22 protein-coding genes are annotated in these 20,660 nt (G+C 40.3%); 21 read left to right on the forward strand and 1 reads right to left on the reverse strand.

The window, feature by feature from the left end; genetic code table 11:
• The first annotated feature begins 1 nt into the window (after position 1).
• The 19 genes from MPH60_RS06410 to fni all read left to right on the forward strand — a co-directional run bounded on the left by MPH60_RS06410 (position 2) and on the right by fni (position 17,951).
• Positions 2-1,507, forward strand: coding sequence for a RecQ family ATP-dependent DNA helicase (locus MPH60_RS06410; protein ID WP_241592209.1), 1,506 nt, complete (start codon positions 2-4; stop codon positions 1,505-1,507).
• On the forward strand, positions 1,497-2,123 hold the full coding sequence (locus MPH60_RS06415) for a CPBP family intramembrane glutamic endopeptidase (protein WP_241592207.1): 627 nt from the start codon (positions 1,497-1,499) through the stop codon (positions 2,121-2,123). Before MPH60_RS06410 ends, MPH60_RS06415 begins: the two co-directional genes overlap by 11 nt.
• Entirely contained in the window at positions 2,101-2,919 is an 819-nt protein-coding gene (locus MPH60_RS06420; RefSeq protein WP_241592205.1) for a LysM peptidoglycan-binding domain-containing protein, read from the forward strand. The genes MPH60_RS06415 and MPH60_RS06420 overlap by 23 nt, the downstream gene beginning before the upstream one ends.
• A 142-nt stretch (positions 2,920-3,061) precedes the next feature.
• The gene (locus MPH60_RS06425; RefSeq protein WP_241592203.1) at positions 3,062-3,520 is read left to right on the forward strand and encodes a YpbF family protein; all 459 of its coding nucleotides are present in this window, start codon (positions 3,062-3,064) and stop codon (positions 3,518-3,520) included.
• A gap of 94 nt (positions 3,521-3,614) precedes the next feature.
• A complete protein-coding gene (locus MPH60_RS06430) occupies positions 3,615-4,430 on the forward strand; it encodes a metallophosphoesterase (protein WP_241592201.1) in 816 nt (271 codons plus the stop codon).
• Positions 4,431-4,528: 98 nt separating this feature from the next.
• Positions 4,529-5,422: a MerR family transcriptional regulator gene (locus MPH60_RS06435; RefSeq protein ID WP_241592199.1), complete on the forward strand. Its 894-nt coding sequence runs from the start codon at positions 4,529-4,531 to the stop codon at positions 5,420-5,422.
• Positions 5,423-5,513: 91 nt separating this feature from the next.
• Complete coding sequence (locus MPH60_RS06440; RefSeq protein ID WP_241592198.1) at positions 5,514-6,089, forward strand: genetic competence negative regulator; 576 nt, start codon at positions 5,514-5,516, stop codon at positions 6,087-6,089.
• Between the two features lie 266 nt (positions 6,090-6,355).
• The gene (locus MPH60_RS06445; RefSeq protein ID WP_048681753.1) at positions 6,356-7,633 is read left to right on the forward strand and encodes a Glu/Leu/Phe/Val family dehydrogenase; all 1,278 of its coding nucleotides are present in this window, start codon (positions 6,356-6,358) and stop codon (positions 7,631-7,633) included.
• 152 nt (positions 7,634-7,785) lie between these two features.
• The gene (locus tag MPH60_RS06450; protein WP_241592196.1) at positions 7,786-8,754 is read left to right on the forward strand and encodes a YpdA family putative bacillithiol disulfide reductase; all 969 of its coding nucleotides are present in this window, start codon (positions 7,786-7,788) and stop codon (positions 8,752-8,754) included.
• Between the two features lie 26 nt (positions 8,755-8,780).
• On the forward strand, positions 8,781-9,746 hold the full coding sequence (locus tag MPH60_RS06455) for an asparaginase (protein WP_241592187.1): 966 nt from the start codon (positions 8,781-8,783) through the stop codon (positions 9,744-9,746).
• Between the two features lie 97 nt (positions 9,747-9,843).
• Complete coding sequence (gene prsW / locus MPH60_RS06460) at positions 9,844-10,530, forward strand: glutamic-type intramembrane protease PrsW (RefSeq protein WP_241592185.1); 687 nt, start codon at positions 9,844-9,846, stop codon at positions 10,528-10,530.
• A gap of 125 nt (positions 10,531-10,655) precedes the next feature.
• Positions 10,656-11,495, forward strand: a complete 840-nt coding sequence (gene sleB, locus MPH60_RS06465) for a spore cortex-lytic enzyme (protein WP_241592178.1) — start codon at positions 10,656-10,658, stop codon at positions 11,493-11,495.
• A 14-nt stretch (positions 11,496-11,509) separates the two neighbouring features.
• Positions 11,510-12,865: a germination protein YpeB gene (ypeB, locus tag MPH60_RS06470; protein ID WP_241592176.1), complete on the forward strand. Its 1,356-nt coding sequence runs from the start codon at positions 11,510-11,512 to the stop codon at positions 12,863-12,865.
• Positions 12,866-13,026: 161 nt separating this feature from the next.
• Complete coding sequence (locus MPH60_RS06475; RefSeq protein ID WP_241592174.1) at positions 13,027-13,686, forward strand: flagellar brake protein; 660 nt, start codon at positions 13,027-13,029, stop codon at positions 13,684-13,686.
• 66 nt (positions 13,687-13,752) lie between these two features.
• A complete protein-coding gene (locus tag MPH60_RS06480) occupies positions 13,753-13,938 on the forward strand; it encodes a YpfB family protein (protein WP_241592172.1) in 186 nt (61 codons plus the stop codon).
• A gap of 334 nt (positions 13,939-14,272) precedes the next feature.
• A complete protein-coding gene (gene cmk / locus MPH60_RS06485; protein WP_241592171.1) occupies positions 14,273-14,947 on the forward strand; it encodes a (d)CMP kinase in 675 nt (224 codons plus the stop codon).
• Positions 14,944-15,531 carry a lysophospholipid acyltransferase family protein gene (locus MPH60_RS06490; RefSeq protein WP_241592169.1) on the forward strand — a complete coding sequence of 196 codons (588 nt, stop codon included), beginning with the start codon at positions 14,944-14,946 and terminating at the stop codon, positions 15,529-15,531. Before cmk ends, MPH60_RS06490 begins: the two co-directional genes overlap by 4 nt.
• Before the next feature lie 214 nt (positions 15,532-15,745).
• On the forward strand, positions 15,746-16,885 hold the full coding sequence (gene rpsA / locus MPH60_RS06495; protein WP_241592167.1) for a 30S ribosomal protein S1: 1,140 nt from the start codon (positions 15,746-15,748) through the stop codon (positions 16,883-16,885).
• 19 nt (positions 16,886-16,904) lie between these two features.
• Positions 16,905-17,951: a type 2 isopentenyl-diphosphate Delta-isomerase gene (gene fni, locus MPH60_RS06500; protein ID WP_241592158.1), complete on the forward strand. Its 1,047-nt coding sequence runs from the start codon at positions 16,905-16,907 to the stop codon at positions 17,949-17,951.
• Between the two features lie 65 nt (positions 17,952-18,016).
• Here fni and MPH60_RS06505 read toward each other — a convergent pair whose 3' ends face one another.
• Positions 18,017-18,148: a YpzI family protein gene (locus tag MPH60_RS06505; RefSeq protein WP_101222431.1), complete on the reverse strand. Its 132-nt coding sequence runs from the start codon at positions 18,146-18,148 to the stop codon at positions 18,017-18,019.
• 110 nt (positions 18,149-18,258) lie between these two features.
• Between MPH60_RS06505 and MPH60_RS06510 the strand changes: the two genes are divergently transcribed.
• Together MPH60_RS06510 and der are read left to right on the forward strand one after the other, a co-directional pair.
• Positions 18,259-18,870 (forward strand): YphA family membrane protein, encoded by a 612-nt coding sequence (locus tag MPH60_RS06510; protein ID WP_241592156.1) that lies wholly within the window; start codon positions 18,259-18,261, stop codon positions 18,868-18,870.
• Positions 18,871-19,340: 470 nt separating this feature from the next.
• Positions 19,341-20,651, forward strand: coding sequence for a ribosome biogenesis GTPase Der (gene der, locus MPH60_RS06515; protein WP_241592154.1), 1,311 nt, complete (start codon positions 19,341-19,343; stop codon positions 20,649-20,651).
• Positions 20,652-20,660 lie beyond the last annotated feature (9 nt).

Here is a 20,660-nt window from a genome sequence, read left to right on the forward strand (position 1 = left end):
GATGAAAATAGAACGAGTCCTCAAAGAAAAATTCGGTTTTGATGAATTCCGTCCTGGACAAAAGGAAGTGGTCGAATCATTGATGTCCGGCAATCATACTTTAGCGATGCTACCGACCGGGTCAGGTAAATCATTATGTTACCAGCTGCCGGCTTATCTTTTAAATAAGACTGTCCTAATTGTCTCCCCGTTATTATCATTAATGCAGGATCAGGCAGAGCAGCTGAAGATGAGTGGCGAAAAAAGTGTATTGACCCTCAACTCTTTTTTGACATTAAATCAAAAAAGGAAAGCTTTCGACCGGTTGCATAGTTATCGTTTTATCTTTTTATCTCCTGAAATGCTAAGCCTGGATGGTGTGATAAAATCCTTGAAATCCATAGATATAGGCTTGTTCGTCATAGATGAAGCACACTGCATCTCACAATGGGGGTATGATTTCCGTCCCGATTATTTGAATTTAGGAGAAGTGAGACGTGAATTAAGCAATCCGTTGACTCTTGCCCTGACAGCAACTGCAACCGATGAGGTCCGGAGGGATATCGTTGGCAAACTCAATATTGAGCCGGTCAAGGAAACAGTCTCATCTGTTGATCGGGAAAATATTGCAATCATTGTCGAGCGAATGTTCAGCTACGATGAGAAGCTAGCACGTGTGCTGGAGCTTGTCAGGAAATTTACCGGAAGCGGGATTATTTATTTTTCCTCTAAAAAAGTGGCGGAATCGGTCACAGGGTTTTTACAGGAAAACGGGATCGAAAGTGTCAATTATTATCACGGTGGAATGGAACAGGAACAAAGGATGCTCATTCAGCAGCAATTCATTTCCGGCCAGTTAAAGATCATATGTGCAACAAGTGCTTTTGGAATGGGTGTGAATAAATCCGATGTCAGATATGTTATCCATTTTCATATCCCATCGACGATGGAAGCATATCTTCAGGAGATAGGCAGGGCGGGACGGGATCGGAAGCAAAGTGTGGCTGTCTTATTATATAGCGAAGGGGATGAAGGGCTTCCGCTGCATTTGATGGAGCAACAGTTGCCTACGGATTCACAAATCGATGGTGTATGCTCTTTCCTTGATGCATCACAAAAAATTCCGATGAATTTGACCCTCCCAGAAAAAGAACAGCTGTCTCAATCCTTTTCGTTGAACGAAATCCAGCTGCGTTTTTTTACCCAGTTTATTGCGGGCAATAGCCTACATCAAGTGGCAGAGATGAAAGAGTATTGTCAAAAGAGGAAGTCCAGTAATCAAGAAAAACTGCATAAATTCCTGCACTGGATCTATGCACAGGAATGCCGCCGTTTAGGGATACTGGACTACTTTGGGGAAAAGCATCGGGAAGTGAACCCCATCTGCTGTGATAACTGTGGGATGGATACCGGAAAAATGGCTGATGTATGGCCGGAAGTCAAGGTGGGTCCGGTCAATTCCTTTTCCTCGTGGAAAAAGGAATTGGCTTATATCTTATTAAAGAAGGAAAATGGCAATGAAAAATAAGCAAGCTGAAATGATTAAACAACTTACAGATAAACAGTTGCTATATAATTTGTTTCTTACACAAATTATTCTCTTAACGTTAGCCATCTTTTTAGGTATTATTTTATTTAAGGACCGTTCTGCCTTTTTCGACTTATTTATCTATGATGACCTGAACATTTTGCTGATTGGAATTCCCGCAGGAGTCATTGTCGTGCTATTCGACTTATTGCTTATGAAAGTGACACCCTCTTCCTATCAGGATGATGGTGGTATTAACGAACGCATTTTCAGTAATTTGTCATACCCGATGATTTTTGTCGTAGCTTTAGCGGTAGCGATAAGCGAAGAATTATTATTCCGTGGAGTGCTGCAAACACATTTTGGTTTGATTCTTACGAGCCTCATTTTTGCAGCCGTTCATTATCGTTACCTTTTTAATTGGTTTTTATTTTTAAATGTTTTGGCTTTGAGCTTCTTTATCGGTTTTCTATTTGAAATGACTAATAATATCATCGTGACGATCACGGCCCACTTTTTGATTGACTTTATCCTTGGTATTTTAATCAGGAACAAAAAGCAAAGAGGGTTGAGCAAGAAAGGGGGTGACTTGAATGAGCCGGGTACAAAAGAATGAAAAAGAAAATGATCAGGCTGGTGAACTTCGTTCGCGAATTGAACGTCAGAAGGCTAAATCATCATTGCCCAAGCGCAGCAAAGTCCACCAGAATAAAAAGAAAAAAAGTAAAGGGAAGAGTAAGTTCCCAATGATACAATTATTAGCGTTATTTTTTATTTTGCTTCCAATTGGATTTTATACCCTTTATACATATCTGCAGGATAGGCCTGTACAGGGTACGAAAAGTGACCAAGTCATCTTGAGTGGGGAAGATAATGAATCGATTCCAACTACAGCAACGGCAGAAGATTTAAAGGGAAAAGAGTCGGCAAAGGCTGAAGAGGAGAAGGAAAAAGAAGAAGCAGAGGCCAAAGCGAAGCAAGAAGCTGAAGAAAAGGCCAAAGCGGAGCAAGAAGCTGAAGAAAAGGCCAAAGCGGAGCAAGAAGCTGAAGAAAAGGCCAGAGCGGAGCAAGAAGCTGAAGAAAAAGTAAAAGCCCAGCAAGAAGCTGAGGCTAAGGCCAAAGCGAAGCAAGAAGCTGAAGAAAAAGCCAAAGCACAGCAAATAGCTGACGAAAAAGCAAAGAAGGAAGCAGCAGAAAAGAAAAAGTCTGCCGAAAATGTTCAAGCCGCGAAAACGGATAAAGAGGGATACAAAGTTGTCTTACATACTGTTCAAGGTCAAGAAACATTATTTCGCATTTCCATGAATTATTACAAATCACAGGAAGGGATTGCTCTGATCAAGGAGTGGAATGGGCTGAATGGCAATGAAATTTCCAAAGGGCAAGTATTGAAAATTCCGATCAAGAAATAACGATGGCACTCTGTCTTTATAGGCAGGGTGTTTTTAAAATTGCTTGGCTTGGCCCGGTATGAAGCCAAACGTGACAGGTACTTAATCATTTTTTCCTCTACTCTTTCATATCATGATTTGAAAGAGTAGAGGAGGAAATGCGATGGAATCAACAATCATTTTATTGGATGAGAAAACGGATCAAGCAACAAAACAAATGCTGCAGAATGTCGTGGATCGAAAGAAAAAATTCGAGGCACTTAAAAAGAAGCACCTGCAAAGCTTATGGGCAACCATGATTGTTGCTGTCCTTTTTATGATTTATCTTTATTTTTATATCGTTGTACCTTATTCCTATTCCTTTTTTAGTATGTTTAGTGTTTTCGTCGATCATTTTAGCCATTTCCTTTTTTTGGCGGCAGCAATTGGCCTATATGGATATATGGTTTTAATGAAAAAAAAGCTTGATAAAGCTGAAAAGGAGTTTCAACTGCTACGCTGTGAAATCATAAATAAAAGTAAGCAGTTGTGGGAAAAAGAGGAAGAATGGAAAAATCGCCATAAGGTTTTTGAAATGATGAAGAAGAATTATGATATTAACTTATATCATGAAAATAAATGATGGGCACAATACATTATATTTGATTGCGGGTAATTTAGTTTTATGGTTATATGAAAGTACGTTTGGATAAGGATGGAAAGAAGGTTTAACTAAGATGTATTGGTTATCTGGATTATTTTTAGTCATCATTCTACTGTCATTTGCCACGGTCATTTACATGTGGCGTACGGCTATGCAAGATAGGGTGATTTTTCAAGAATTATATTTTAAAGACTTTCCTGAAGGCTTTGGCGATGTTCGGATTTTTTTCATTTCCGATCTTCATCGACGGATTGTTGCGGATAAATTAATTGAGGAAGTTCGTGACAAGGCAGATTTGGTGATAATTGGCGGTGACATTAGGGAAAGCGGGGTTCCCTTAGAACGTGTGGAAAAAAATATATTGAAACTTAAAGAACTTGGCCCCCTTTATTTTGTTTGGGGAAATAATGATTATGAAGGAGACTTCCATGAACTGGATGCGACTCTTCTGAAACATGGTGTGAAAATACTTGATAATACAGCTGTTTCTTTTGAGTCTCAAAATGGCAGCAAAATAGCTCTTCTGGGCATTGATGATATATCGGAAGAACGTGATAGGCTTGACCTTGCACTGTCGGATTGCGGGAATGAAGGTTTTCGGATTTTGGTAAGCCATAATCCATTAGTCAAGAATCAGTTGACACCTGAACACCGTATTCGTTTTGTCCTGTCAGGCCACACCCATGGCGGGCAAATACGCATATTCGGATTCGGGCCCTATCAGATCGGGAGCATTAAAAAAGAGGGAGATTGCTTATATATGACGAGTAATGGCTATGGGACAAGCGCAGTGCCTTTAAGGCTTGAGGCTAAGCCGGAAACGCACCTGTTCACCCTGAAAAGGGGGACGGGCACTGAAATAGGCGAAGCGGTGGAAAAAACCTATTAGGCTGCTTTTAGACGAGCATATCGGGATTTTACAGACATTGAAAAATCCACTATAATTTCAACAAATGATCGTACAGTTATTGGAGGCCTTGTAAAACCATGCAAGAAGGTAAATATAATATAAAGGCAGTTTCAAAACTGCTGGACATACAGCCGGGAACCCTAAGGGCATGGGAAAGGCGCTATAAATTTATCGAGCCTGTCAGGAATGAATCAGGGCACCGGCTTTATACAGAAAAACATCTGCAAATCCTTAAGTGGCTCATCAATAAAACAGAGCAAGGCTTTACAATAAGCCAAGCCGTTTCACTTCTAGAAAGTACTGGCACTCTTGCTACTGAAGTACCTGAAACAAATGGTAAGGATAACCAAACGGTTAAATTATCCGATGAGTTGATCGAAGCCTTATTGAAATTCAATGAAAATAAAGCCCATATGCTAATAAGCCAAGCATTCAGTATGTATACAATCGAACAAACCATAGTTGATATCCTCGGTTCTATATTGGTTCAGATTGGGGATAAGTGGGAAAGGGGAGAAATTACTTCCGCTCATGAACACTTTGCGTCGAACATCCTAAAATCCAGGATCAGTTCAGTCATGCATGCAATTCCGACTAATGGTTTCCTTCCGAAAGCCCTTACCGTTTGTGCTCCCGGTGAGAAACATGAATTTGGACTGTTGGTCTTCACCATTTTCTTGAAGCGGAAAGGGTATGAAACCATTTATTTAGGTGAATCCATTGCTGATAAGGACCTTTTCACCGTTTTAAACATCATAAAGCCCTCATACCTATTCATGTCATGTTCACTGAAAGAGAATCTTGATGGAACATTTAGGCTGGTTGAAGCGTTAATAAAGGATTTTCCGGATTTGAAGGTGGGTCTTGGCGGCGCGGCGCTGAGCCTTATATCCGAAGAAAACCGTACGGCCTTCAGCGGAGTTTTAATGGGGGACACGCAATCTAATTGGGAGGAATGGTTGAGAGGTTAGTTGCAGCCGGCTTAGGCGAAATAATGGATATGCACCCTGCGACCAAGGCTTCATATGATGTATGAAGATGGTAACCAGGGGGCATTTTTTTATGAAGCTGGAGCGATTAACTAATAATAAAATCAAGATTTTTTTGACCCTTGATGATTTAATTGATAGAGGCATTACAAAAGAAGATATTTTAGGGAATTCCTTAAAGGTCCACAAGCTATTTCAGGATATGGTCGAAGAAGCATGCGAAGAACTCAGCTTTAAAATGAGTGGCTCCATTGCTATTGAAATTTTCTCCTTGCCTGCTCAAGGATTGATAATCATTGTGACTAAGGACGAAGAGGAATTATTGACAGACGAAGAGGAGTACTTGGATTTACAAGTGAAAATTGATGACTTCCCCCATATTCTGTATGCTTTCAATGACTTTGAAGATATCGTCCAATTATCTCATAGATTATCTTTTCAAGGTTTGCTTAAGAGTACTCTTTATCATTTTGAGGGAAGATACTATTTACTTATCGAAAATGTTAAAGACACGACGTATGACACGGTCATATCTTTAGCGGCTGAGTATGGCCATGCATCTACATTGACACTCAGCCGCATCAATGAATACGGAACATGTATAATCGAAAATGAAGCGATCCATGTTTTGCTCACACACTTTAGCTGAAGTAAAACAAATGAGACGAGGCAACCACATTTTGGTAAAAACTATGCGGTTTGCCTTTTTTGTCTCAACTTTCTGCCAAAGAAAATATACGCTAAAAGAGTAAGCAAACAGTTGATATGATAACGTTTTCATTTTTAGAATATTTCCAACTTTTAAATTCCCATTTTTACTCTTGCATTAATGTAACGAAGGTGTATACTAGCCATGAAGAGGACTATTTGTACATTATAATTTTATATATGGAGATTTTCTAGGAGGTACTTTTAATGGAATCGGCAAAAGGCAATAGCCATGTAAATGAAGAAGAAAAACACGACGTACTGAGGTCTACCCAAACTGTAATACATAAAGCCTTGGATAAACTAGGTTACCCTGAAGAAGTTTTTGAGCTGTTGAAGGAACCATTGCGTTTATTAACGGTGAAGATACCGGTCCGCATGGATGATGGTTCGGTTAAAATTTTCACAGGTTACCGTGCACAGCATAACGATGCTGTTGGGCCTACAAAAGGTGGTATCCGTTTTCACCCTAATGTAACGGAACGTGAAGTCAAGGCATTATCCATTTGGATGAGTTTGAAATGCGGCATCGTTGATTTGCCATACGGCGGGGGTAAAGGCGGTATCGTATGTGATCCTCGTAATATGTCGTTCCGTGAGCTTGAAAGGCTGAGCCGGGGCTATGTTCGCGCAATTAGCCAAATCGTTGGGCCGACTAAAGATATCCCGGCACCTGATGTGTTCACAAACTCTCAAATCATGGCTTGGATGATGGACGAATACAGCCGTATGGATGAATTCAACTCGCCAGGATTCATTACGGGTAAACCGCTAGTGCTTGGTGGTTCCCATGGCCGTGAATCAGCCACTGCCAAGGGTGTAACGATTTGTATCAATGAAGCTGCCAAGAAACGCGGCATCGATATTAAAGGGGCACGGGTCGTCATTCAAGGTTTTGGTAACGCCGGTAGTTTCTTAGCTAAATTCATGCATGACGCAGGTGCCAAAGTTATTGGGATTTCGGATGCATATGGAGCTCTTCATGATCCTGAAGGCTTGGATATCGATTATCTTCTCGATCGTAGAGATAGTTTCGGAACCGTAACGAAATTGTTTAAAAGCACAATTTCAAATAAAGAACTGCTTGAATTGGAATGTGATATTCTAGTTCCAGCCGCAATTGAAAACCAAATCACTGAAGAAAATGCTGCTGATATCAAAGCATCGATCGTTGTCGAGGCAGCTAACGGACCAACAACAATAGAAGCGACACAAATCCTAACGGATCGCGGAATCCTTCTTGTTCCTGATGTCCTTGCTTCTGCTGGTGGTGTAACGGTTTCTTACTTCGAATGGGTACAAAATAACCAAGGATATTACTGGTCTGAAGAAGAAGTGGACGAAAAGCTGGAAAAAATCCTTGTGAAATCCTTTAATAACATCTATGAACTTGCACAATCAAGACGTGTAGATATGCGCCTAGCTGCCTATATGATTGGCGTAAGAAAAATGGCTGAAGCTTCTCGCTTCCGTGGTTGGATCTAAAAGATTCAAATCATGTATAAATTTATAGTTAAAATCATGTTCATTGCTTTATCATTGAAATGATTTGTAAAAACTCCTATCATGTATTGATAGGAGTTTTTATTATTTAGACGAACGAATTACATAGTGCATGGAAAGGCAGTGGAATAAAGATGAATGTTGAAGAAGTCATTATTATAGGTGGGGGCCCTTGTGGATTGGCTGCTGCAATTGCTCTTAAAGAAGTGGGAATACAGTCCCTGATTATTGAAAAAGGCAATGTGGTTGATTCCATTTACCGTTATCCGACACATCAAACATTTTTCAGTTCGAGTGAAAAACTGGAGATTGGTGATGTCGCTTTTATAATTGAAAACCGTAAACCGGTCCGCAATCAGGCGCTAGCCTATTATAGGGAGGTAGTCAGAAGGAAAGAATTGCGGATTAACAAATTCGAAAAAGTGGAAAAAGTGGAAAAGCGTGAAGATGGGAAGTTTTTAGTCAAAACATCAAAGAGTGACTATACAGCTCTGCATGTGATCGTATCGACCGGTTACTATGATCATCCGAACTATATGTGCATACCGGGTGAACAGCTTCCTAAAGTGTTTCATTACTTCAAGGAGGGCCACCCATACTTTAATAGTGATGTTGCCGTCGTCGGTGGCAAAAACTCAAGTGTGGATGCAGCTCTTGAATTGGTCAAATCAGGAGCAAGGGTCTCTGTCCTTTATAGAGGATCGGATTACTCTCCAAGTATCAAACCTTGGATCCTTCCTGAATTCGAATCATTGGTCCGCAATGGAACGATCAAGATGGAGTTTAATGCGAATGTTGACAGGATAACGGAAGACAGCGTTATCTATCGTGTAGGTGATGAGGAAAAAGTCATTAAAAATGATTTTGTATTTGCTATGACTGGATACCATCCTGACCATTCATTTTTAGCTTCAATGGGCATTACTATTGATAAGGAGACTGGAAGGCCCGCATATAACGAGGAAACGATGGAGACGAACGTTAAAGGTGTTTATATAGCAGGAGTTCTGGCTGCTGGAAATAATGCGAACGAAATCTTCATCGAGAACGGCAGGTTCCATGGTGGATTGATTGCTAATCATTTGGCTTTGAAAGAAAAGTGAATAATATATATAAGGAGCTGGGCCGTATGGGAAAAATATCATTAATAACGACTGGTGGGACTATTGCCAGTAAAGAAACTATGAATGGTATGCTGGCCTCTGGTGCATTGACTGGCCATGAGTTGGCATCACTTTGCGAATTACCCACCGATATCGAGGTTAAAGTGGTTGATCTTTTCCAGATCTCAAGCATGTCCATGTCCTTTGAGAAAATGGAACAGCTTAAATCAACCATTCAAAAGGAATTGGAAGATCCTGATGTCACGGGAATCGTCGTGACCCACGGTACAGATACACTTGAGGAAACGGCTTATTTCCTTGATGTCACGATAAAGGATCAACGTCCCATCGTAATAACCGGCTCTCAACGTTCTCCTCAAGAGGTGGGCACCGATGTATATTCCAATCTAAGGAATTCGATATTATGCGCTGCGAGTGATCTTATTAGGGACGTCGGCGTAGTTGTCGTTTTTAATGAGCGGATCTATTCAGCCAAGTATGTCAAAAAAGTACATGCTTCCAATTTGCAGGGGTTCGTATCATTTGGTTATGGATATTTGGGGATAATTGATAATGATGTCGTCAGCATTTATCAAAAGCCATTACATAGGGAGTGTTTTGATATACAGGATCGCATTCCAAGGGTGGATATCATCAAGTGCCATACCGGATCTGATGGCCTCTTCATTGATGCCGCGGTTGCAAACGGTGCGAAAGGCATCGTCCTCGAGGGTGTAGGAAGGGGACAGGTTACCCCTGTAATGGTAACTTCGATACAAGCTGCAATCGATAAAGGCATAACGGTCATCATGACTACCAGTGCGGAAGAAGGAAAAGTTTACCCAGCATATGATTATGAAGGCAGCGCATTTGATTTAAAACAGCGCGGTGTGATATTAGGCGCTGACTATGACAGCAAGAAGGCCCGAATTAAGTTAGCTGTCATTCTGGCAAGTGAAAACACTATAGATGAAACATTCTTTAAGTACTGAAGGATTAAATAAAATTTGGAAGACTTGATTCTTGGATTCAGTTTTTCTTCATTCCATGGTACGATTAAGGAAACGAAGATGAAAAGAGGGTCAGCTAATGCTGGTCATGTTGTCAGCTGCCATTGCGCCTGGATTGGCGCTACTGAGCTATTTTTATTTGAAAGATCAATATGAAACCGAACCGATATCGGTTGTGGTCAAAACATTCTTATTCGGTGTCTTTCTTGTATTGCCGATTATGTTCATACAGTATGTGCTCGAAACCGAACATATCTTGAATACCGATTTAGCGAATGCTTTTTTATGGGCTGCACTGCTTGAGGAATTCTTCAAGTGGTTCATACTCATTTATGTTATCTATCAGCATGTAGCATTCGATGAGCCGTATGATGGGATTGTTTACGGAGCTGCAGTCTCCCTTGGTTTCGCTACAATGGAGAATATTTTGTACCTGTTGGCCAACGGGGTGGAACATGCTTTTCTCAGGGCCGTTCTCCCTGTATCCAGTCACGCTTTATTCGGTGTGATCATGGGATATTATTTGGGCAAGGCGAAATTTTCAGCTTCGAATAATAGGGTCTATTTATCATTGGCATTGATCATACCAATTTCGTTACATGGAGTTTACGATTATATTTTAGTTTCCCAAAAATTTTGGGTGTACTTTATCATGCCATTCATGATTTATCTATGGTGGTTGGGCATGAAAAAAGTGAAAAAAGCACGTTTGCTGTCTGACTTTCATGCAGAAAAAGTTTCTCAAAATCAATTCCTTAGCAAGTGAAGAATACTCTAAAAACGGAGTGCTGGCATATTTTGCCCGCTCCGTTTTTTTTATGTTTGGAATAAAAAAGCCAGTAAAGAAGAAAATAGAATTACATTAATTCAAGAAAAAGAGGAGTGTTTTTGATGAAAGGAATTTCGTCAAAATGGAAATGGCTTTTGCTGTTTTCGTGTATAACTATTTGTTTCGGAATTTACCCGGAAACAAGAACAAATGCCTTTTCGAACCAAATCATTCAAAAAGGTGCGGTTGGAGATGATGTAATTGAACTGCAGGCACGCCTGCAAAACATCGGTTACTATAATGGAAAGATTGACGGAGCCTATGGATGGGGCACTTATTGGGCACTTCGAAACTTTCAACAAGATTTCGGGCTTCCAATTGATGGTTTGGCAGGGACTACAACAAAACAGAAGTTGGCGAATGCCTCTAATTTCAATAAACAATTTGTTCACGAACAGATCAATAAAGGGAACGAGTTCACCTATTATGGGGGAGTCCCCATTGAAAAACAGGTAAAGGCGAAAGGAAATGGAACTGCGTCTGGAGGCGCCGCTTCCGGAAAAGCTCCTTCCAAAACAACGACATCAGCCAATCTTCCAGGCGGATATTCTCAAAACGATATACAGCTGATGGCCAATGCCGTTTATGGAGAGGCACGGGGGGAGCCATATACAGGTCAGGTTGCCGTTGCGGCAGTAATACTGAATAGAGTGGAAAGTGCTGCTTTTCCTAATACCATTTCGGGTGTGATTTTTGAACCTGGGGCCTTTACGGCTGTTGCGGATGGACAGATTTGGCTGACACCGAACGAAAGGGCAAAAGAAGCTGTGGTGGATGCTATCAATGGGTGGGATCCAAGCGGAAATGCAGAATATTATTTTAACCCCGATACGGCAACAAGCAAATGGATTTGGTCAAGGGAACAAATTAAAAGAATCGGAAAACATATCTTTTGTAAGTAAAGAGGTGAAGGAAAATGATCAGGAATATAGTGATTGCCCTGCTCGTTGTAGTTGTTGCGGGAACTGCATTTTGGGGCTATCAAGAACATAAGGAAAAAAATGCTGTATTAATCAACGCGGAAAATACGTATCAGCGAGCCTTTCATGATTTAAGCTATCAAGTGGATATATTACATGATAAGGTCGGCAGTACTTTGGCCATGAATTCACGTTATTCATTAAGCCCGGCTTTAACAGATGTTTGGCGCATCACTTCCGAAGCCCAAAGTGATGTCGGGCAGTTGCCATTGACCTTGCTTCCTTTTAATAAGACAGAAGAATTTTTATCGAAAATTGCAGACTTCAGTTATAAAACAGCCGTACGAGACCTTGAAAAAGAACCATTGAATGATAAGGAATATGCGACTCTACAATCCTTGTACACACAGGCTGGGGACATCCAGGGCGAGTTAAGAAAAGTGCAGTATCTAGTCCTGAAAAACAATTTAAGATGGATGGATGTCGAAATGGCTCTTGCATCAGGGAAAGAAAATTCGGATAACACGATCATCGACGGATTAAAGACGGTGGAGAAAAAAGTATCTGGGTACGGCGAAACGAATGAGATGAATCCTACTTTTACATCTGCACAACAGAGGGATGAAAACTTTAAAAATTTGCAAGGTGAAACCATAACAAAAAAAGAAGCCATTGCGACAGCAAAAAACTATGCACACTCAAAAAGCAGAAATCTGCAGGTGAATGTGGAGGAAAACGGAAAAGGTTCCGATTATGGATTTTATAGTGTGAGCATTCTCGATAAAGATTCCGATACCGAATTGAATATGGATTTGACAAAAAAAGGCGGTTACCCTATCTGGTATATCAATAATAGGGACGTGAACAAAACAAATATTGATTTGAATCAAGCCTATACAAAAGCCGAAGAATTTTTAAAGGAACATGATTTCAGTTCACTTGAATTATTTGAAAGTGCTCAGTACGATAATATCGCATTATTGAATTTCGTGACATCAGAAAATGGCGTCAAGATTTATCCGGATTCAGTCAAGGTCAAAGTCGCCTTGGATGATGGATCCATTATAGGATTTTCAGCCGACGAGTATTTAAAATCACATAAAACCAGGGAATTAGCGGATCCGAACATATCCGAGAAAGAAGCTAAGGACAAAATCAACAGTAATGTAAAAATAATGGAAGAAGGAAAGGCGTTAATCACCAATGATATTGGGGAAGAAGTTCTATGTTATGAATTTCTTGGTACGATTAAAGATGATACCTACCGTATTTTCATTAATGCAGATACCGGTCAAGAAGAAAAAGTGGAAAAATTAAAGAATTCCGAACCGATATACGAGAATTTAATTTAATCTTAACTGTAGTCATGAATCATTAGTTGTAGGGAAATGTGCTTAGTCACTTTCCCTTTTTCTTATTTCATGACATAATAACGTAAATGATTATTGGATAATATGGGGAATTAATGGGTAATAGTATGTAGTTTCCTTTCTATCGAAGGACGTGGATAACGATGTTTAAAATTGGTGATATATTAATGCTCGAACCGAAATACTCATCACAGAAGGAAAAGTTCAATTGTATGGTTGTCGAAATGGGACAGGGTTGCGTTTATACTGACTTTCCCATCAATTTAGAGACTGGTAAAACTGCATTCCTTATGGATGGGACACAGTTGAACGTCACATTTTCCAATGAAGAGCAGGCTGTTTATGTATTTGATTCTGAAGTGCTAGGAAAAGTGAAAGGTAGAATACCCATGATGCAAATTTTGCTGCCTGAAGCAGAAACGTTTGTGAAAATCCAACGGAGGCAATACGTGCGCCTGGATGTAACCCTGGATACGGCCATTCATCCAGAACATTCCGAGTTTTCCCCTTTTCGCGCATTAACAGAGGATATAAGTGCAGGCGGAGCTTCCATAAGGCTTTTAAAAGGCACTGATATACAATCGGTTTCCCGCTTATACCTCTGGATGGCGCTCACGCTTAAATCAGGTGAGATTCATTATTTAAGGTTAAAAAGCAAAGTCATTCGCGTAACGGAAAAAGAGCATGGAAATATGCTGCTGCACGTCCAATTTCTTGATCCTACAAAAAATGATGTACAGACATTAATGAGATTTATATTTGAAAAGCAGGTCGAATTAAAGAAAAAAGGCTTGCACGCTTAACATGATTGAATGAAAAACAGCGATTCCATCCATACTGCTAATATAAACAGATGGAGGGTGCGGCTTATGAAAACAGTTGAAAGACTATTAATTAAAGTGATCATCATTCAATTGGCCTGCTTATTTTTTTTCCAGTTCCTTTTGAGCAGGGAGGATCAAATCTTTGATTTGACCAAGCTCTCGAGATATGAAGGTGTCACCAGCAATAATTATACGAAAATCATTGAAACATTCAATGGGACCGATAAGTAAAAGCGGCAAAATGAGATGAGGAATCTCATACGAACCGTGATTTAAAAGTGAAATATATTTTTTTATATGGAAAAAACCCTACCAGATTGAAGAATTTAATGAAAATACTGCAACTCGTTTTTCTTTGTATTGTAAACAGTCTGATGCGGTGATCCGCTTTTTTGTATGAAAATTTTTCAAAAAAAGGATAACCATTGACGGCTGTAGTGATAAAAAAAGAAGATAGGTGATTTTGAACCTACACATCCCTTTTATTAATGATTTTCCCGCTAGTTGTGATAAAATGAAAGGGTATTAAATAATCAGCATGATTGTAGGATTCTTGGGAGGATTTATGGAAAAAAAATTATCAGTCGCAATCGATGGACCAGCTGCTGCTGGAAAAAGCACGGTTGCTAAAATTGTTGCAGAAAAGTTCAATTACATATATGTGGATACAGGTGCAATGTATAGGGCCCTTACCTATAAGGCCCTTAATCAAAAGATTCTTCTTGATGATGAACAAGCATTATCAGAAGTTCTCATCAATACGGAAATCGAATTAAGACCAAGTGAAAATGGACAGTTGGTGTTCTTGGATAATGAGGACGTGACAGCACAAATCAGGAATAATGAAGTGACTGGTTCCGTTTCGGAAGTGGCAAAGCACCGAAGCATCCGGGAAGAATTGGTTCGCAGGCAGCAAATCTTTGGTGAAAATGGCGGTGTCGTCATGGATGGCAGGGATATTGGTACGCATGTTTTACCTAACGCCGAAGTAAAGGTCTTTCTTATCGCATCTGTGGATGAAAGGGCACAGCGGAGGCATCAGGAAAATATATTGAAAGGTTTTCCTTCAGATATCGAAAAGTTAAGGGAGGAAATTGCAACAAGGGACAAGCTGGACTCGGAACGCGAGGTATCGCCACTGAAAAAGGCTGCGGATGCTATCGAAATCGATACGACTTCATTATCGATTCAGGAAGTTGCAGAAAGTATCATGTCTTTAATAGAAGAGAGGAAAAGATGACATTGGATTTTTACACATTTGCCAAGAACATCGTAAAAGGCGTTTTAACGCCTTCGTTTAGGGTTAAAGCGCTCGGAAAGGAACATATCCCTAAAGAGGGCGGAGTATTGATCTGTGCCAATCATATTGATAATTTGGATCCGCCAATAGTTGGAATGACATCTCCAAGGGATATTCATTTCATGGCGAAAGAAGAGTTGTTTCAAGCACCTGTTTTAAAGGGTATATTACCCAGAGTAAATGCATTTCCCGTGAAGCGGGGCAATAGCGATCGGGAATCCCTGAGAAAAGGTTTAAAGCTTTTGAAGGAAGGCAAGGCGATTGGTCTGTTTCCCGAGGGAACGAGAAGCAAGACTGGTGAATTGGGAGAAGGTTTGGCGGGTGCTGGATTTTTCGCTTTGCGGTCTGATGCCGTTATCATACCTTGTGCAATCATCGGCCCATATAAATTTTTGCGTCCGTTGAAGGTCGTTTACGGTCCGCCAATAAATTTTACTGAATATCGCGAACAGAAAATATCAGCCGATGAAGCTACCAAAATCATCATGGACCAAATTGGGAAATTGATTTCCGAGCATAAATAGTCCTTCATACTTGACAATTTTCTGATTTTGTTAGAATTTATAAAATAAGGGTATTGTTCCTTATTGCCGATAATAAGGAATATAACTTTATTACTCTAAAAAAACTGTTTTTATCTTTAGTAGGAAAGTGTTTTTATTGAACCACTTTAAATAAAATATGTGGCCGATGAAGAGGAAATTTGCTGATCAGTCATGGGTTAAGGAGGAGTTAGTAATGACAGAAGATATGAACCAGGTAGAAGTGAACAATTACAAAGTTGGGGATCAAGTTAAAGCAACCGTTTCAAAGGTAGAAGAAAAACAGGTCATTGTCGATGTGGAAAACAGCAAGACTGATGGAATCATACCAATCAGTGAGCTTTCAAGCCTTCATGTCGAAAAGGCGTCAGATGCCGTTTCGGAAGGTGATGAATTGGAGCTGGAAGTCATTAAGGTCGAAGAAGAAGCTCTCATTCTATCAAAACGTAAAATTGACGCTCTTAAAGCATGGGATGACCTGGAATTGAAATTTGAAAATGGAGACGTATTTGAGGCTGAAGTTAAAGATGTCGTCAAAGGCGGGCTTGTTGTAGATCTAGGCGTACGTGGTTTTGTTCCGGCTTCTCTAGTAGAAGACTATTTCGTTGAAGATTTTTCTGATTACAAAAACAAAACTTTAACATTCAAGATCGTTGAGCTTGAGAAAGACAAGAATCGCTTAATCCTCTCGCATCGGGCTGTCGTCCAAGAACAAAAGGAAAAGCAAAAAGCAAACGTTTTGGATAAGATTGAAAGCGGGCAAGTGCTTGAAGGCGTGGTCCAAAGGATTACCGATTTTGGTGCATTCGTGGATATTGGGGGCGTAGACGGTCTTGTCCACATTTCCCAACTTTCCCATCAGCATGTAGACAAGGCATCCGATGTCGTTTCCGAAGGGGATAAAGTGCAAGTTAAAGTACTATCCATCGATCGTGATAATGAAAGGATCTCTCTTTCCATTAAAGATACACTTCCGGGACCTTGGGCAGGCATTGCAGAAAAAGCGGCCAAAGGCACTACACTGGAAGGTATCGTCAAACGACTTGTTTCTTTCGGTGCATTCGTGGAGATTTTTCCAGGGGTGGAAGGGCTTGTTCATATTTCCCAGATTTCCCACAAACATATTGCCACACCGCAAGAAGTGCTTAAAGAAGGCCAGTCTGTCGAAGTGAAAGTGCTGGAAGTCAATGAAACGGATCAGCGTCTATCATTGAGCATTAAGGAACTTGAAGAACCTCAAGCCAATTACAATACATCGGATTATGAGATTCCAGAAGAATCGAAGGGTTTTCAGCTAGGTGAAATGATCGGTGATCAATTGAAAAAACTAAAATAAGATAATAATGGTGATGGCCTTGGAGAGAAAACAACGAAAATTAGATCATATAGAATTTGCGCTAAAGACAGGGCAGCAGCATAAAACCGGACTAGAAGATATTTCGTTTATTCACCAAAGCTTACCAGGTATTTCCTTGAATAATGTGAACCTCACAGCAGAAGTTGGCGGACTTGAATTAAGTTCGCCAATTTTCATAAATGCCATGACCGGAGGCGGAGGCCCTGAAACCGAAAAACTGAATGGTGACCTAGCCATTGCTGCTCGGGAAACAGGAATCGCCATGGCGGTCGGATCACAAATGGCAGCCATCAAGGATTCTAGCCAGCAGGCTTCTTTTAAAGTTGTAAGGCGGGAAAATCCTAATGGTGTGTTGATTGGTAATCTTGGTGGCGAAGCAACAGTCGAACAGGCTAAGAGGGCTAGTGATATGATCGGGGCAAATGCCCTTCAGATTCATATCAATGTCATTCAAGAATTGACGATGCCTGAAGGGGACAGGGGATTTGCCGGTACCCTATCGAGAATTGAAAAAATCAACCGAACGATCGGAATCCCTGTCATCGTAAAAGAGGTTGGATTTGGGATGAGTATGGAAACGGTCCAGCAATTACATTCTATTGGTGTTTCGATCATTGATGTAGGCGGGTTTGGCGGAACGAATTTTGCTAAAATCGAGAATGAGAGACGCGCAAAAATACTCGGATATTTCAATGAATGGGGGATACCGACAGCCGCTTCGATTGTCGAAGCAGTTAATGTTTCACCACAGGTATCAGTCATTGGATCAGGCGGCATTCAAAGTCCTCTGGAAATTTCAAAAAGCCTGGCATTAGGAGCGAAAGGTGTCGGTTTGGCCGGTCATTTCCTCAAGCTCTATAAAGAGTTGGGCCTGGAAAAACTGATTAAAGAAATAAATTACATACATGAAGATTTAAAGATCATCATGACTGCACTCGGTTGCGGTAATATCTCAGAGCTAAGGAAATCAAAATTAGTCATCAAGGGCAATACCTATCATTGGCTATCTCAAAGAGGCATTGATTGTTCGGCATATGCTAAATGATGACCAGAAAAAGAAGCATCTCAATTGAAACGGATTGAGATGCTTCTTTTTGTTCAGTGATGGACTTAACTATTCCTTTTTCGAGCCTCTTCAGGGCTTTCCATTCTAGTTGCCCCTTTATGCTCCAGTGATTGGTCCCTGTCGGACTCCACCCGTTTACTTTCTTTCAATTTCTTCTCTTGCCGATCTTTTCCCATGTTTACACCTCCTTTTCTAATGGTAGGAGGAAGTTTCCTCATTAAATGCCGTGCTATACGTTTATACTTTGAATAAACAAGCCATAATGTTCCTAAAAGGGGGGCACTGCATGGATGGAATAATATTTTATTGGATTTCATGGATAGTTTGGGTCATTGTCATGTATTTTATTCCTAAAACGGTTCCCTTTCGTTTTGATTTTCTATTTCATCTATTAGCCGTTATGGTTTTAGCTGGCTATAAACTGGATGCTCCCTTGGTTTCCGTACATTTGAGCGGGCCGTATATTTTCTTTATTCTGTGTGTGTATATTAGGAAGAAATCCATCATCAAGATGATGGAACTTATTAGCGGAAGTCTTATTATCACTCTTGCTTATGCCAGTTTTCAACTTTTTTCTTTGCTTGATCCGATATGGCTCATCATGAAACCGACTTATCTTTTGTGTATTTTCCTGAATTATCTTATCCTTTTACTTTTTAAAAATTGGAAACATCGATTGTTCGTCCTTTTAATTGGGATGATGATGGGAGATATCATATATTCTGGATTGCTTGTTTACCACTCTTTACCTTATGTGGCCCTAGCTTACGCCTGGCATGATAATGCAGTGCTGGTTTTGGGCGCAAACATACTGTGGAGAATGTTGGAACTGGCTGGCCAATACATTTATTCAATATCTCAATCGAGACTTTTATCAAAACAAGGAAGAGAGTTTTAATCAATGAAGAGAATGATGAATTATTTTTCAAATGGTGCAAACTGGAATTAGAAGGCTTTTATTCATACAATCATTGTTGATTGGCGAGAAATTTGTTACTATAGGATAGTTAGAGGTCTGTAGATAATCGTAAAATGCTCTAAACAATTAAAAAGGAAGCCGTATGTCGAAGCTTTCTTCATTTTTTTGGGCTGTTTATAATCAAGTTTGAGCATGCAGAGGGGTCAGCTTCATGTCACCTCAGGAACTGGGGCGTCAAGTGGACAAACTGCCAGTGAATACTTGATACATTTAACTGAACATCAGTTTCGAATTCTCTTACTGATAAAAGATTCCTTTAAATGATGATGGATACAGCTCTTTCCTTTAAAAGGAAATAATGAAAATCAATAATGCAAAGCAACCGTATAAATGCATTCATGAATTTCGTGACTTTGACAGAGATATAGTAGCAGAAAGGGTGAATAGCAATGCCAAAACCGGTAATTGCGATAGTCGGTCGTCCGAACGTGGGAAAATCGACAATCTTTAATAGAATAGTTGGAGAACGGGTTTCGATTGTCGAAGACGTTCCTGGAGTGACCCGGGACAGGATTTATAGTTCTGGTGAATGGTTGACACATGATTTTAACATTATTGATACAGGTGGAATTGATATCGGTGACGAGCCGTTCCTTGAACAAATTCGCCAGCAGGCTGAAATTGCCATCGATGAAGCTGATGTGATAATTTTTATGACGAATGGTCGTGAAGGGGTAACGGCTGCTGATGAAGAAGTCGCTAAGATTCTCTATAAATCGAGAAAGCCAGTTGTCCTTGCAGTAAATAAAGTAGATAACCCAGAAATGAAGGATCAAATTTATGATTTCTATGCATTAGGTTTTGGCGATCCATTCCCGATATCCGGGTCCCATGGGCTTGGTCTAGGTGACCTTCTTGATGAAGCGGCTAAACATTTCCCTAATTTCACTGGCCAGGATTATGGTGATGATGTCATTAAATTCAGTTTGATTGGAAGACCGAACGTAGGTAAATCATCTCTGGTCAATGCTTTGTTAGGTGAAGAACGTGTCATTGTAAGCGATATTGAAGGTACGACTCGTGACGCGATTGACTCTCCGTATAAGTACAATGGCAAAGAATATGTCATTATTGATACAGCAGGGATGAGGAAAAAAGGTAAAGTGTATGAAAGCACGGAAAAATATAGCGTACTTCGTGCATTAAGGGCAATTGAACGTTCAGACGTTGTTCTTGTGGTCTTGAACGCTGAAGAAGGTATTCGTGAGCAGGATAAAAAAATTGCCGGATATGCCCATGAAGCGGGTAGGGCGGTCATCATCGTCGTCAATAAGTGGGATGCCATCGAAAAAGATGAAAAAACGATGAAGGATTTTGAAGAAAAAATCCGTGCCCATTTCCTATTCTTGGATTATGCACCAATCATTTATCTTTCTGCCTTAACGAAAAAACGGACACATACCTTAATACCGGTCATTGATCAGGCTAGTGAGAATCATGCTATCCGGGTTCAGACAAATGTATTGAATGAAGTGGTCATGGATGCCGTGGCGATGAATCCGACACCGACACATAATGGCAACCGTTTGAAAATTTATTATACGACTCAGGTAGCGATCAAGCCGCCAACTTTCGTTGTATTCGTTAACGATCCGGAGTTATTGCATTTCTCATATGAGAGATTTTTAGAAAATCGAATTAGGGATGCCTTTGGTTTTGAAGGAACACCAATACGAATTTTTGGACGCCAGAGAAAATAGTAAAGGTGG

It is taken from the genome of Peribacillus sp. Aquil_B1 (assembly GCF_022603275.1).
GTDB lineage: Bacteria > Bacillota > Bacilli > Bacillales > DSM-1321 > Peribacillus.

Bases quoted from the DNA above. Each gene is read 5' to 3' on its own strand.
- MPH60_RS06410 (WP_241592209.1), top strand. From the start codon at position 2: ATGAAAATAGAACGAGTCCTCAAAGAAAAATTCGGTTTTGATGAATTC.
- MPH60_RS06415 (WP_241592207.1), top strand. From the start codon at position 1,497: ATGAAAAATAAGCAAGCTGAAATGATTAAACAACTTACAGATAAACAG.
- MPH60_RS06420 (WP_241592205.1), top strand. From the start codon at position 2,101: ATGAGCCGGGTACAAAAGAATGAAAAAGAAAATGATCAGGCTGGTGAA.
- MPH60_RS06425 (WP_241592203.1), top strand. From the start codon at position 3,062: ATGGAATCAACAATCATTTTATTGGATGAGAAAACGGATCAAGCAACA.
- MPH60_RS06430 (WP_241592201.1), top strand. From the start codon at position 3,615: ATGTATTGGTTATCTGGATTATTTTTAGTCATCATTCTACTGTCATTT.
- MPH60_RS06435 (WP_241592199.1), top strand. From the start codon at position 4,529: ATGCAAGAAGGTAAATATAATATAAAGGCAGTTTCAAAACTGCTGGAC.
- MPH60_RS06440 (WP_241592198.1), top strand. From the start codon at position 5,514: ATGAAGCTGGAGCGATTAACTAATAATAAAATCAAGATTTTTTTGACC.
- MPH60_RS06445 (WP_048681753.1), top strand. From the start codon at position 6,356: ATGGAATCGGCAAAAGGCAATAGCCATGTAAATGAAGAAGAAAAACAC.
- MPH60_RS06450 (WP_241592196.1), top strand. From the start codon at position 7,786: ATGAATGTTGAAGAAGTCATTATTATAGGTGGGGGCCCTTGTGGATTG.
- MPH60_RS06455 (WP_241592187.1), top strand. From the start codon at position 8,781: ATGGGAAAAATATCATTAATAACGACTGGTGGGACTATTGCCAGTAAA.
- prsW (WP_241592185.1), top strand. From the start codon at position 9,844: ATGCTGGTCATGTTGTCAGCTGCCATTGCGCCTGGATTGGCGCTACTG.
- sleB (WP_241592178.1), top strand. From the start codon at position 10,656: ATGAAAGGAATTTCGTCAAAATGGAAATGGCTTTTGCTGTTTTCGTGT.
- ypeB (WP_241592176.1), top strand. From the start codon at position 11,510: ATGATCAGGAATATAGTGATTGCCCTGCTCGTTGTAGTTGTTGCGGGA.
- MPH60_RS06475 (WP_241592174.1), top strand. From the start codon at position 13,027: ATGTTTAAAATTGGTGATATATTAATGCTCGAACCGAAATACTCATCA.
- MPH60_RS06480 (WP_241592172.1), top strand. From the start codon at position 13,753: ATGAAAACAGTTGAAAGACTATTAATTAAAGTGATCATCATTCAATTG.
- cmk (WP_241592171.1), top strand. From the start codon at position 14,273: ATGGAAAAAAAATTATCAGTCGCAATCGATGGACCAGCTGCTGCTGGA.
- MPH60_RS06490 (WP_241592169.1), top strand. From the start codon at position 14,944: ATGACATTGGATTTTTACACATTTGCCAAGAACATCGTAAAAGGCGTT.
- rpsA (WP_241592167.1), top strand. From the start codon at position 15,746: ATGACAGAAGATATGAACCAGGTAGAAGTGAACAATTACAAAGTTGGG.
- MPH60_RS06505 (WP_101222431.1), bottom strand. From the start codon at position 18,148: ATGGGAAAAGATCGGCAAGAGAAGAAATTGAAAGAAAGTAAACGGGTG.
- MPH60_RS06510 (WP_241592156.1), top strand. From the start codon at position 18,259: ATGGATGGAATAATATTTTATTGGATTTCATGGATAGTTTGGGTCATT.
- der (WP_241592154.1), top strand. From the start codon at position 19,341: ATGCCAAAACCGGTAATTGCGATAGTCGGTCGTCCGAACGTGGGAAAA.